The sequence below is a fragment of the Methylomonas sp. 11b genome, from assembly GCF_000515215.1.
GTDB lineage: Bacteria > Pseudomonadota > Gammaproteobacteria > Methylococcales > Methylomonadaceae > Methylomonas.
This window is the reverse complement of record NZ_KI911557.1, coordinates 3,258,785-3,271,537: the sequence shown is the minus strand read 5'-3', so window position 1 is coordinate 3,271,537 and position 12,753 is coordinate 3,258,785. Positions and strand designations below refer to the sequence as shown.

Below are 12,753 nucleotides of genomic sequence, written 5' to 3'. Positions count from 1 at the left end.
TCATGTACCAACTGATGGTGTTGTTTTTTGAGATTTGCATTATGCGCAAAGGGCCACAGGATGTGCCGGCGTCGCCTTGGCTAGTGCGGCTGATGTTCATACCCTATTTGCTGGTTAATCTACTGATTTTGTTGTTGGACAGCGATTGGGCGCATGCTTTGCTGCAAATCAGCGCGGAGACCGTATTAATGGTCGGTTTCTGCTATCCGCTTCTGTATTTTTCCGGGAAAACCGCCCGTTTTCCGCAAACCCTGACGGCATTATTGGGCTCTGATGTGGTGATTAGTTTGTGCGCCATTCCGGCGGTCGCCAGCCTGAATACCCAGATCAGCCAGGTGGCATACATTGCGATGATCGTGCTGATGGGCTGGCATTGGTTGGTCAATGGCAATATTTTCCGGCATGCCCTGGATAGACCGTTATTGTTCGGCTTGGCGCTGGCTTTTTTATATATACTCATTTCCACACAAGTGATGACCTTGTTGTTTACCGAGATTGCCGCTAGCGATTAGGAGGATGTATGACGATTTATAAACATATTTTATTGGCTGCCGATTTTTTTGAACATGGCGGTCAAGTGGCCGAAAAAGCCAGGCAAATCGCCGCGCAAAACGCTGCCCAGCTGAGCTTGGTACATGTGGTCGATAATTTGCCGATTACCGATCCCGCTTATGGCCCCATCATTCCATTCGATGTGGATTTGACCCAGGAATTGATGGAGGCCACCAAGAAACGCCTGCACGAGCTGGGCGAGAAACTACAGGTTCCCGCCGAACGCCAACATCTGGAAATGGGTAGCCCTAAACTGGAAATCGTCCGGGTAGCAGAAGAAATTCAGGCCGATTTAATCGTCGTGGGTTCGCACGGCCGTCATGGTTTTGCGTTGTTGCTCGGCTCAACAGCCAACGGCGTGCTGCATCATGCCAAATGCGACGTACTAGCGGTGCGATTAGCGGATGATTGAGCTGGTTTTGGGCGGCGCCCGTTCCGGTAAAAGCCGCTATGCCGAGCAACAAGCTTTGGCGTCCGGTATGCCGGTGGTGTACATCGCCACCGCCGAAGCGGGAGATGACGAGATGCACAGCCGCATCCAGCATCATCAACAGCGCCGTCCAAAGCATTGGCTAACCGTTGAAGAGCCTATCGCATTGGCGGATGTGATTAGCGAATACGCCGGCAAACAGCATTGCTTGCTGGTCGATTGCCTGACGCTTTGGTTGTGCAATGTGTTATTCGACAAGCAAGGTAATCTGCAAGAACAGCGCTATCAGCAACAAGCCGATGCCTTATGCGCAGTGCTGGCGGCAGGCCGGCAACGCGTGATCATGGTCAGCAACGAAGTGGGCCTGGGTGTTGTAGCCGCCGACGCGATGACCCGCCGATTCGTCGATGAAGCCGGCTTTTTACATCAAAGACTCGCGCAAATTAGCGACAAGGTGGTGCTGGTCAGCGCCGGTTTGCCGCAAATCCTCAAAAACGTCTAATTTCCTTATGAACAGTTTATCCGCGCCAATTGCCGCGCCCGATGCACACTATTACCAACAAGCGTTGGACAGGCAAGCGCAATTGACCAAGCCGCCCGGCTCCTTGGGCTTGCTGGAGGATTGCGCAGTAAGGCTGGCGGCAATGCAACGCCGGGAAATGCCTAAGCTGGAAAAAATCCATGTCAGCGTATTTGCCGCTGATCACGGCATTGCCGAGGAAGGCGTCTCAGCCTTTCCGCAAGTGGTGACGATGGAAATGGTAAAAAACTTCGCAGCCGGTGGTGCGGCGGTAAATGTGCTGGCCCGCCATGTCGATGCGTATTTCGAAGTTGTCGATGTAGGGCTGATTCAGCCAGTGGCTTTAGCCGATGTCATCAGTCATAGAGCCGGCGCAGGCACTGCCAATTTCAAGAGGACGGCGGCGATGAGTGACGAGCATTTAGCTATCGCCTTGGCCGCAGGCCAGGCTGCCGTCGAACGGGCTGTAGCGAAAGGGGCCGATTTGTTTATCGGCGGCGAAATGGGCATCGCCAATACCACCAGCGCCAGCGCACTGGCGGCAGCCAGTTTGCGGATACCAGCTGCCGACATTACCGGTGCCGGCACCGGCTTGAATGCCGGACAAATCGATCACAAAGTCGGCATTATCGACTTTGCCTTACAGAGGCACCAAGCCGCTTTGCAGTCGCCTTTGGATATTTTAAAAACCTTGGGTGGTTTTGAAATCACCGCATTAACCGCTGCCTATATCAGCGCCGCCCAACTTGGCTTGCCGGTGTTGATTGACGGCTTTATCAGTAGTGTCGCGGCTTTGCTGGCGAGGGATATTAATCCCGGCTGCGTGGACTGGTTTTTTTACGGCCATTGTTCCGCGGAAAAAGGCCACGCCCGAGTCCTGCAAGCGTTAAATGCCCGGCCATTGTTGAATCTGGAGATGCGCCTGGGCGAAGGTAGCGGTGCGGTATTGGCGGTACCCTTGCTGAAAATGGCCTGTCATTTACACAATGAAATGGCCACATTCAGTCAGGCCAAAGTATCTACCGCTTAAATAGGCTATCCATCGGCAATCCGTTTCGGATGCAATAGCGAGGTGTTTAGCTTTCCCGTATCATTGGCCGCGAAAAATAAGCTTGGCGGATGGTCGAGCTTGCTTTGCGACCGGCAGCTGTCTCCGATGGCATCTGCACATAATAATAAAAACATACAACTGATTTGGTAAACAACATGCTAGGACACATAGAAAGTTACGATGAAAGATGCCAGACCGGCGTAATCAAACACGAAGGTCAATTCTACGAATTTCACCTGGATCAATGGACATCGGATGCGCCGCCCAAAGTCGGCGACGATGTGGATTTCGATCACGAAGAAGACAAAGTCACCGACGTCAGCCTGGTCGGCGCTTATCTGATGGAAGCCAAACCGGTCAAAAGCAAGCTGGTCGCAGCACTGCTGGGTATCGTGTTCGGTGCGATCGGCCTACATCGCATTTATCTGGGCTTTTATTTCCTCGGCTTCACCCAAGCCGTGGTCACGCTGATTACCGGCGGTTTTGGCGTCATGTGGGGCTTTATCGAAGGCGTATTGATCGCTACCGGTCATATCTACAAAGATGCCAAGGGACGCCACCTGAAATAGTCGTGGATGCCTTTCTTGTTGCCTTGCAATTTCTGACCCGCATACCCGTTAGGGTTCGCTACGAGGCTGGCGCCCCCTTATTGGGGCGTTCGGTTTTGTACTATCCGGCGGTGGGTTTGCTGCTGGGTATGCTACTAAGCCTGCCGCCGATGTTGTTTGCCGGTAGCTCACCGATGCTGCTGGCTGCTATCATCTTGGCCGTATGGGTGTTGCTGACCGGCGGCTTACATTTGGACGGTTTGGCCGATTGTGCCGATGCCTGGGTCGGCGGCCACGGCGATAAACAGCGCAGCCTGCAAATCATGAAAGACCCGGCTTCCGGGCCGATTGCGGTTAGTGTGCTGGTGTTGGTTTTAATCCTAAAGTTTGCCGCACTGACTGCCATGTTCGAGCAAACTCGCTTCGCCCCCCTGTTGCTGGCACCCGTTTTAGGGCGCGCCGCAATTCTAGGCTTGATGCTGACAACCGATTATGTTCGCCCGCAAGGTCTAGCGGAAGCACTATTGCAACAACTGCCAAGGTCCCTGGTCCGATGGGTGTTGGCAACGAGTGTATTGATTACGCTGGTCTTCTTAGGCTTTCCGGCTGTGCTGTCTGCCGGCGGCATATTATTTTGGCTACGGCAATCTGCCTTGTCGCGCTTGGGCGGCGTAACAGGCGACGTTTACGGTGCGGCGGTCGAATTGACGGAAACCGCCGTGTTAATTGCTGCCACGCTGCAATGACACCGCAATCCCCGCTGTCGACTGCAAATCCTGAGTCTATATTGAATCCGAACGACTCCTCAGCTGCGCACCGTTTTCCCGACCAACAACTTGCCGGCGTCTATCGCGCCATCGCCGAACGCCGCGATATGCGACACTTTCTCGCCGATCCGGTCGATGCCGAGGTCTTGGCTCGTCTGTTACAAGCGGCGCATCAAGCCGGCAGCGTCGGTTTGATGCAGCCTTGGCGTTTTATCCGCGTCACTGATCGCCGTTTGCGTATTGATATTCACGCGCTGGTCGAACAAGAGCGCCGGCTCACTGCCGAAGCATTGGCCGAACGCCACGACGAATTTATGAAGCTTAAAGTGGAAGGCATACTCGATTGCGGCGAATTGCTGATCGTCGCGTTGCCGGATCGACGCGAGGAACATATTTTCGGTCGCCGGACATTGCCAGAGATGGATTTGGCCTCGGCGGCCTGCGCGATTCAAAACCTGTGGCTGGCGGCCCGCGCGGAAGGCCTGGGGTTGGGCTGGGTATCGCTGTTCGATCCGGACGCATTGGCGCAATTATTGAAAATGCCAGCCGGCAGCAGGCCAATTGCGGTACTTTGCCTGGGCCATGTCGCCGAGTTTTACCCCAAGCCAATGTTGGAACTGGAAAACTGGGCAACGCCGCAACCCTTATCGGCCTTTGTCTATGAAAACGGCTGGCCCGATGCATCCTAAACCGCCGTTTCCAGCGTTGATGGTGCAAGGCACCACCTCCGATGCCGGCAAGAGTACTTTGGTGACAGCATTGTGCCGTTACTACCGGCGCCAAGGCATTGCCGTCGCGCCATTCAAACCGCAAAACATGGCACTCAATAGTGCGGTAACCGTCGACGGCGGTGAAATCGGCCGCGCCCAAGCCGCACAAGCCGCGGCCTGCGGTTTGCCGCCGCATAGCGATATGAATCCGGTGCTACTCAAGCCCAATACCGATACCACCGCGCAAGTGATCATTCACGGCAAAGTCCTGCAAAACCAGTCGGCCAGCCAATATCACGAATATAAAAAAATCGCCAAACAAGCAGTTCTGGAATCGTGGCAACGCTTGAGTGCGCAGTACCAGATGCTGATCGTCGAGGGTGCCGGCAGTCCAGCCGAGATCAATTTACGCGCCGGCGATATTGCCAATATGGGCTTTGCCGAAGCGGTGGATTGTCCGGTGATTCTGATCGCCGACATTGATCGCGGCGGCGTGTTTGCGCACTTGGTCGGCACGCTGGAACTGCTCTCGGCCAGCGAGCAACAACGCGTGATCGGTTTTGTCATCAACCGCTTTCGCGGCGACATCGCGCTATTAAAACCTGGCTTGGACTGGCTGGAACAGCGAACCGGCAAGCCAGTCTTGGCCGTGCTGCCGTATTTGCATGATCTTTATCTGGAAGCCGAGGATGCCTTATCCACTCGGCATGCCCAACAGGGCCAAACCGGCGCTTTTCATGTCGTCGTGCCGCATCTACCCAGCTTCAGCAATCATACCGATTTTGATCCACTGCAATTGCACCCTGGCGTTCAGGTCAGTTTTGCGAAAAGCCCCGATCAAGTAACCGGCGCCGACTTGATCGTGCTGCCCGGCAGCAAATCGGTACGTAGCGATTTGGCCAGGCTTAGAGAGCAAGGTTGGGACACATTCATTGCTCGCCATTTGCGTTACGGCGGCAAACTGCTGGGGATTTGCGGCGGCTTTCAGATGCTGGGCAATAGCATAGACGACCCGCTGGGGCTGGAAGGTCCGGCCGGTAGCTCTGTTGGTCTGGGTTTGTTGGATATGCAGACTGTTTTACAACCGGAAAAATGCTTGCGGCAAACTGCGGGCGCATTCTATGGGCAAGCTACGCAGGTGGCGGGCTACGAGATCCATCTGGGCATCAGTAGTGGTCCTGCGCTGGCACAACCCTTATTTTCGCTGACGGAAGGCGACGACGGCGCCGTTTCGGCAGACGGTCAGGTGGCGGGCAGTTATCTGCACGGTTTATTCGATTTGCCCGCCGCCTGCGATGCGCTGTTGAATTGGGCAGGCTATCGGCAAGCGCAAGCCCTGGATTTCGACGCTGTGCGCGAAGCCGGTATCGAGCGTCTGGCCGATTGTTTAGCAAGTCATTGCAATTTCGCCCAGCTCGAAGCTCTGGCCGCATCTACCCGACGTGCTTGCTGACGGTCAGCCATTGCAGCCGATAGCAGAATTATATGCAATTTCCGACAGCGGATTTTGAATAAATCCATTTCTTTGTTTAAAAATAGCGCTTTCATTGCGCCCTTAAAAAACAGCAGGATAGGGTTCTTTTATAAAAAGAACGATGCCGGTTGCGACAAAAGCGAATAGGCCCGAGGCCACAAAAGCCAGGTGGTAGTCACCCATCAGACTATGGACGTACCCGGCACTGTAAGCAGCAATGGCCGCTCCGATTTGATGCGCGAAGCAAATCCAGCCAAACACCACGCCGACGTTTTGCTTGCCGAACAAATCGGCAGTTAACGCCGAGGTTGCCGGAATCGTGGACAACCAATTCATACCGTAGATAATCGAGAACATCGTTAATTGTCCGGTCGTATCTATGCTGGGCAGCAGTATCAGCGTTGCGCCTCTGACGACGTAATAAAACGCCAGCGGCCAGCGCTTGCCGTACCGGTCGCATAACCAGCCGGATAAAATAGTGCCGAACACATCGGCCGCGCCCATTACCCCCAAGGACATGGCCATGGTCATGTCGGTAAAGCCGTGTTCGATGCCGTGCGGAATCAAATGAGTCTGAAATAAGCCGGAGGTGGTTAATCCGCAAATGCCAAAACTCAAGGCCAACAACCAGAATTGCGGACTGCGCATGGCCGAGCGCATGGGATTTTGATCAGGCTTAAGCATTGTTCGATGAACACCATGGTCGCCATAGGCCGACAGTCCTTTTGATTCGGGATCGTCTCTTAAAAATTTCAGCACCAAAGGTAAAGCCACCAAACCTAAGGCTACGGCGATAAACAGCGTCGCCGCACGCCAGCCTTCATGAACATTGATCTGCATTAGCAGCGGGGTAAACACCAACTGGCCGGAGGAAAAGGCGGCCCCCAATATGCCTAATGCTAGCCCCCGGTGTTTATGGAACCAGCGATTGATCAACGCCGATCCCATAATCATGGAAGTGCCGCCCGAACCTGCGCCAATCAACAATCCCCACAACAAATACAGTTGCCAGGATTCCTGCATAAAAACGCTGCCACCGGCGCCTGCCACCGACAAAATCAAGGTGATAACACTGATCCGTTTAGCGCCGTAGACATCCATCAATCGACCTAGAAATGGCCCTGCCAGGCCAAATAACAGCAGGTTGACTGAAATCGCGCCGCTAATGGTTTCCCGGTTCCAAGCAAACTCCTGTTCCAGGGACAGCATAATGATCCCTGGAACGGAGCGCAGTGCCGATGCCATAAACAAGCACAGAAACGTGACTGCAAGTACTACCCAAGCATAGTGAACTGAATCGGTAAGACTCTTGGGCATGATGACATCGGACTTTGGCTGAAACATGGTTGTGTGGATGCAGAGAAAAAAGTGTTATTCGGCGTCTGGAATCCGATCGAGTAACTCGATCAAACGAGTCACGCCCTGTAACAAAATGCCGCCGACGCCCAATGCAAACCACACCCCGATCACAAAGCCCCAATGAATCGGCGCGGCGAAGAATTCCTCTCTAAACCAGAAGGTATGTCCCCACTCGTTGAAGCCGACGCTGACCAAAATCATGAACGGCCCGAACACCGCCAAGGTCAATGGCAAGGAAATGCCTTTGGCGTACAAAGGCAAGCGGGTTCTGGCATACAGCCAGGCGCAGCCGCCCAGGATCACGTACAGCGGGAAGTTGAAATAAAACTCGATGATATGATTAGCGGTAAACGGCGTATCGCGAATCGCCACTTGGTGCCAGGAATTGTCCTGTTCGGCAAAATAGCTGCCCGCCCAATACACGGCAAAGGTGTAAATGCTGATCCACATGGTCAAGGTGAAATAGCGGCGTATCTCTTCCTTGGGTGCCAGTTGATCCAGATTGCGGTCGCGCGTGGTCCATAAGTAACCCCAAAAGCCGCTGGCGACGGCAGCGATCACCACTAGTTCGATATAAAACAGCCGCATCCAGTATTGTTCGAATGCCGGTTCCGAGGAATCCAGACCGTGCGCTATGGCAAAAGCACCCTGATACAGTCGTAAACTGATGTACATAACGGTTAAAAAGCCAAAGCCCTTTAAATATTTGGGTAAGTCAAGCAAATACCAAGGCAATGATTTGGGGTTTTCGGTGCTTAAGCTAACGTGTTCTGTCGTGGTAGCCATGATGTGTGCTCCTGAATTAATTGAATTTGGGAATGACGGCAGAGGAAATGCTGGAGATATAGCGTTTTCCCATCACGTCGTCGTAAAGAAACAGCAAACCACCTACTCGGCTATCCGCGTCTTTGATTAAACCGTCCAGCTTTTCCGACTCCCAAGCCGCATCGCGCACTTCTACGGTGACGGTGCGTTGTTCGCCGGGGGCGATAGGTGTATTGTCACTCAAGCTCAGACCGTTATTACTGACGTCATCCTTGCCGGGTTTGCTGTTGACGCTCGCTAAATCAGCGTTCATGAAATGCACGTTGGAACTGGAAAATTGGCCGATCCTGACCGCGCCTTGGCTGCGATTGTCGATACTAAACTGCAACAGCATCGCGCGTTGCGCCACGTTGTATTCCGCTTTTAGCGTGTCGACATTGACCATGCCGGCATTCACTTGAGCCGGCAGGGGCAAAATCCGATCCAAGCCCGCTTGCAATGGGATGGCGTCCGGATACTGGTTGGCGGTGACGGCATTCAGCGCCAATACCAATACCGGCACGCCGACTAACACCGCCTTGGCGATGGTTTTATCCTGATCGGTGATCAACTCCTGTTCCAAACCGGCATCCAGCATGCGGTAGCGGCTGATGAACAAGGGCCGACGCACCCACCACAGCAACCAAGCAGCCGCCAACGCGCCCCAGAACAGATGCCAGAACACGCCGTTGGCAAAGCCGAAGCTCTCCATGTCGATCATTTCACCGTTGATGGTTTGAATCGTATTGCTAAAGTCGGCGGGATCGCCGCCAATTTCGAGCCACACACCTGGGCCCATCACCTGACCCGCGTCTTTTAAATTAAAAAACGGGTGAATGTGATAACGCCCCGGCAAACGGCCTTTCAAGACCACTTTGAACTCATAGTCGCCGCCCGGCTCTAGGGCCACCGAGTTGGTCCAAGGTTTACCGTTCAGGTAGCGCTCGGTACGGATCAGCACCGGTCCTGGGGTGGAGATATTCAAGAAGCTGGCTTCCGGTTTCGGCACACTGATCGGCCAGTCTTCGGCAACATGAAACTTGCCGCTGACACTCACTTCATCGTTGACGTTGAATTTTTGCGTGGACCATTGCACGTCGTACCACTGGATGGTGCGCATCCTAATGAACGGCTCCAGGGCTTTTTCGCCATGGGCCTGCGCGGTGGGTACTGCAAATATCGACAATACGTTGATGCAAAGCACTGCCAACAGCCAAGGTTTAAAAAGTGATTTCATGACTGTGCTCCTTAAATGCTTTTCAGATAACGGGTATCAGCGAACAATTTGCCGATTTTCCACCACAGCGGATACATCAACGAGCACAACAACGCTGAACAAAATGCCGACAATGGCGTGGCGTACTGGCCATAGGTGCGCAAGGTGCCGCGTTCGATGATGCGCAGGTATTCCGGCATACCGGTGCGGATGTATTGAAAACCGAACACATCGGCCACCGTCAGCTGGCTGTTGTGGTAATCGACCGCTTGGTGGAACATGCCGAAAATCGGCCAGTTGGTGGGGTAAAACAACAAGGCAAACGCGCCGCCGCCAAAAATCGAGGTGATGGTCAGGCTATTGGTGAGCATCAACAAGGTATCCAATACCAAAGCGCCCGGAATCATCGTCGCCGGCAACACCATGTTGATGGGGAAATAGTTCCAGTAATGGTAGGCAAACACCCGGGTTACCCAGGTACCGATCAATAGGGCCGCTACGCACAGAGTGGCGCCCAACGGTAAACGGAATTTATCCCACAACACCGCCTGAACGGCGGCTGGAAAGGTAATGCCTATCAGCGGCGTGACCAAAGGCCACCATTGCCTGTCCTTCCAGTCGATCCAGAAGTCCCAGTCGCCGACGGTCAGGGCAAAATGTAGATGAAATGAGCCAATGAACAGAAATAACGCCAGGACCAGTATCAAATAGTCGTAGGCTCTTGCCAACCGGGCTTTCTCGCCGCGGTAGGGTTTGAACGTGGAAATTGGAATTTGTGCGGACATGTGTGCTTCCCCCGTAAAGTTTTATAGTGAATGACGGCGATAGCCATCGAAACTGGGCGTGTCGCCAACCGAAAGCTACCCTTGGGGGAGTAAATCTGTGTGGGCTGATCGACACGCTCGCGATATAAGTTAGGGGGAATGGGTTGAACTGTGAAATGGTGAAATTTCATCCGCTACCATCAAGACTGTTCATACCGGCCAGCAACGATTTTGTTTAGTATGCAGCTAGTTTCTTTGGGGGGAATATCCACATGGCCAATCTACGTACCTTCGACTTAAACCTGTTACTGGCCTTCGACATATTGATGCGGGAGCGCAATGTCACCCGCGCGGCGGAATGCATGTTCGTCACCCAGTCGGCGATGAGCCACACCTTGCATCGCTTGCGCCAGCAATTGAACGATCCGGTCCTAGTTAAATCGCCCGCCGGCATGCAGCCGACGGCATTGGCGCTGGCATTGGTGGAGCCGGTACGCAGTCTTCTACAGGAAATGGAACGCTTGCTGGAGGCACCCCAGGCCTTCGATCCAGCATCCAGTCAGCGCCGTTTCACCATCGCCGCGACCGATTACATGGAGTTTTTAATCTTGCCGGAGCTGTCGCAATTGATTGAAGAGTCGGCGCCAGGCGTGGATATTCATGTCAAACGCACGGAATCTGCTTTTCCTTTGCCGCAGTTAGAAAACGGCAGTCTGGATGTGGTGTTGGGTTTTGCTTCGGTACTGAATCCGCCTGCGCATTTGCATTGCGAACATTTATTCATGGATCGCATGGCTTGTGTGGTGAGGCAGGATCACCCGAGCATAAAAGCGGCGCCGTCGCTGGAGGAGTATTTGGCGGCGACGCACATGCTGATTTCCAGAACCGGCGATAAACTGGGCGTGATAGATGAAAAATTGACCGAGTTGGGCTTGGAGCGGCGCATTAATTTCATCGTGCCGCATTTTTTGTCGGCACCCTTGATCGTGGCTCAGACCAATATGATTTTGTCCTTACCCTATCGTTTGGCCATCGCCTTTCAGAAATTGGTGCCACTGCAAGTATTGCCCGTGCCGGTGAGTTTGCCGGACTACGATTTGGCGATGATTTGGCATCCGTTATGGGAAAAAGACCCGGCCCATGGCTGGTTGCGCGAGCAAATCAGCAGCATAGGCCGGAAAATAAGCGCATCCCAAATCAATTTTTAACGTCCTGGCAAGCCTGCGGCTAAGGACTTGACCTTCAATAAGTAGTACGGCGGTTTGGATTGATCATCGCCGCCGTTCAGCGTGGCTGAGCGATGCAAGCGATTCACCACGGCATAGAGTTGCCCATTGGCGCCAAAACTGAAGGAATCGACCCAAGACAATCTTGGGCATTGCGCCAATTGCCGGTAACTACGGTCGGGCGCTATCACGCCAATCGCATTATTGGCTAAATCCCCCAGATAGATATTGTTGTTCTCATCGATACTGATGCCGTCCGAGATCGGTTTGTCGCTATAGCGTTCAACATGCTGAGCAAGTTCTTGAGGCGTTAAGGACTCGTTGATCAAGTCGGCGGCTTTAATCCGGTAAAGGCTAAGGCCGTGCATCGGTCCGAAATAGACCCATTCGTTGGCTAAATCTTCGGTAATGGGATTTACGCCAATATGCGGTTTCACCAACTCGCCCGACGGGGTTTTCACCTGAATCGGCACATTATCGATGACCAAATCGACGTTTTCCGGCACCACACTGTGATGTCCTTCCAACACCCGCCGCGCCGCGCCGGTAGACAGGTTGACCACGATCAAGGCGGCATTCGCACCACCCGCCGGATCGCTGATAAACGCATGATTGTGGTTGGCATCCAACGCAAAGTCGTTAACGAACGCATCTTTCGGCGCAATCGGTGCGGGTAAATAAATCAAGCGCTGTAACTTGTTGGTTTTAGTATTCCAGCCCACCAGTTTGGGTGTCACTCCGCTGCGCATGCCGTTGTCCAGCATCCAGACGATACCGTTACTGTCGGAGCGGATACCCAGCACCGAGTCGAGTTTGATCGGCGCGGTTGAATCGGCCGCGGACAGCTCCTTATTCGGAAAAGGTAGCAAGGCTTGATCCTTGTACTCCATCACGGTGTATTGCGGTTGATAAAACTGATGTTGGCTCATGATGATCCGGCCGCTGGCTGTCGCCGTGACATTGCCCGGGCCGGTATCGAGGTTGGCGAATACCTCAAAATTAGAATTGCCGTCCGCCAAAGCCTCAAAGGCCGTAAACACCATGGCGGTGCAAAATAGGATCCCACGGTTCATTGTCATCTCCAGTATGTTGTTGGGTTAGGCAACACCATACTGGATCGTTAAACCCCTGTTAAATGACATCAATTCATCACGGACCATTCAGTAAATTGATGAAGACTTTTAGTCCCCGATAGCCGCAGCGCCAAGTCATCGGAGAATCTAAGTTCAAGCCCTTGTTGGAGCTGAACGAGGTATCACAGGTATAGGCGGTCGCGTCGTTTTGCCGATTTTTCCTGCGGAGACGCTCGAAAAAATCATGGGTTATTAACCC

At 53.5% G+C, this 12,753-nt stretch carries 14 protein-coding genes; 9 read left to right on the top strand and 5 right to left on the bottom strand.

The window, feature by feature from the left end:
* The first annotated feature begins 2 nt into the window (after positions 1–2).
* From METH11B_RS0115765 to METH11B_RS0115725, 8 genes are all read left to right on the top strand, one after another.
* On the top strand, positions 3–512 hold the full coding sequence (locus METH11B_RS0115765; RefSeq protein WP_026602842.1) for a hypothetical protein: 510 nt from the start codon (positions 3–5) through the stop codon (positions 510–512).
* An 8-nt stretch (positions 513–520) separates the two neighbouring features.
* Positions 521–964: a universal stress protein gene (locus METH11B_RS0115760; protein WP_026602841.1), complete on the top strand. Its 444-nt coding sequence runs from the start codon at positions 521–523 to the stop codon at positions 962–964.
* Entirely contained in the window at positions 957–1,484 is a 528-nt protein-coding gene (gene cobU, locus METH11B_RS0115755) for a bifunctional adenosylcobinamide kinase/adenosylcobinamide-phosphate guanylyltransferase (RefSeq protein WP_026602840.1), read from the top strand. The genes METH11B_RS0115760 and cobU overlap by 8 nt, the downstream gene beginning before the upstream one ends.
* A gap of 7 nt (positions 1,485–1,491) precedes the next feature.
* Complete coding sequence (gene cobT, locus METH11B_RS0115750) at positions 1,492–2,532, top strand: nicotinate-nucleotide--dimethylbenzimidazole phosphoribosyltransferase (protein ID WP_026602839.1); 1,041 nt, start codon at positions 1,492–1,494, stop codon at positions 2,530–2,532.
* Between the two features lie 176 nt (positions 2,533–2,708).
* Positions 2,709–3,122, top strand: coding sequence for a TM2 domain-containing protein (locus METH11B_RS0115740; RefSeq protein WP_026602838.1), 414 nt, complete (start codon positions 2,709–2,711; stop codon positions 3,120–3,122).
* A gap of 2 nt (positions 3,123–3,124) precedes the next feature.
* The gene (locus tag METH11B_RS0115735) at positions 3,125–3,847 is read left to right on the top strand and encodes an adenosylcobinamide-GDP ribazoletransferase (protein ID WP_026602837.1); all 723 of its coding nucleotides are present in this window, start codon (positions 3,125–3,127) and stop codon (positions 3,845–3,847) included.
* Entirely contained in the window at positions 3,844–4,557 is a 714-nt protein-coding gene (gene bluB / locus METH11B_RS0115730; protein WP_026602836.1) for a 5,6-dimethylbenzimidazole synthase, read from the top strand. The genes METH11B_RS0115735 and bluB overlap by 4 nt, the downstream gene beginning before the upstream one ends.
* Entirely contained in the window at positions 4,529–6,031 is a 1,503-nt protein-coding gene (locus METH11B_RS0115725) for a cobyric acid synthase (protein WP_026602835.1), read from the top strand. The genes bluB and METH11B_RS0115725 overlap by 29 nt, the downstream gene beginning before the upstream one ends.
* 102 nt (positions 6,032–6,133) lie before the next feature.
* On the opposite strand, the gene METH11B_RS0115720 is transcribed toward METH11B_RS0115725, so the two are convergent.
* From METH11B_RS0115720 to amoA, 4 genes are read right to left on the bottom strand one after another with little or no spacing between them, the layout of a single operon-like run.
* Positions 6,134–7,369, bottom strand: coding sequence for an MFS transporter (locus METH11B_RS0115720; protein WP_036277660.1), 1,236 nt, complete (start codon positions 7,367–7,369; stop codon positions 6,134–6,136).
* Positions 7,370–7,423: 54 nt separating this feature from the next.
* Positions 7,424–8,197, bottom strand: a complete 774-nt coding sequence (gene amoC / locus METH11B_RS0115715) for a bacterial ammonia monooxygenase, subunit AmoC (RefSeq protein WP_026602833.1) — start codon at positions 8,195–8,197, stop codon at positions 7,424–7,426.
* A gap of 16 nt (positions 8,198–8,213) precedes the next feature.
* Positions 8,214–9,452 (bottom strand): bacterial ammonia monooxygenase, subunit AmoB, encoded by a 1,239-nt coding sequence (gene amoB, locus METH11B_RS0115710; RefSeq protein ID WP_026602832.1) that lies wholly within the window; start codon positions 9,450–9,452, stop codon positions 8,214–8,216.
* Between the two features lie 11 nt (positions 9,453–9,463).
* On the bottom strand, positions 9,464–10,216 hold the full coding sequence (amoA, locus tag METH11B_RS0115705; RefSeq protein ID WP_026602831.1) for a bacterial ammonia monooxygenase, subunit AmoA: 753 nt from the start codon (positions 10,214–10,216) through the stop codon (positions 9,464–9,466).
* A 251-nt stretch (positions 10,217–10,467) separates the two neighbouring features.
* Here amoA and METH11B_RS0115700 point away from each other — a divergent pair, with 251 nt between their 5' ends.
* Positions 10,468–11,403, top strand: a complete 936-nt coding sequence (locus METH11B_RS0115700; RefSeq protein WP_026602830.1) for a LysR family transcriptional regulator — start codon at positions 10,468–10,470, stop codon at positions 11,401–11,403.
* Here METH11B_RS0115700 and METH11B_RS0115695 read toward each other — a convergent pair.
* Positions 11,400–12,494 (bottom strand): L-dopachrome tautomerase-related protein, encoded by a 1,095-nt coding sequence (locus METH11B_RS0115695; RefSeq protein ID WP_026602829.1) that lies wholly within the window; start codon positions 12,492–12,494, stop codon positions 11,400–11,402. The genes METH11B_RS0115700 and METH11B_RS0115695 overlap by 4 nt on opposite strands.
* Between the last annotated feature and the right edge of the window lie 259 nt (positions 12,495–12,753).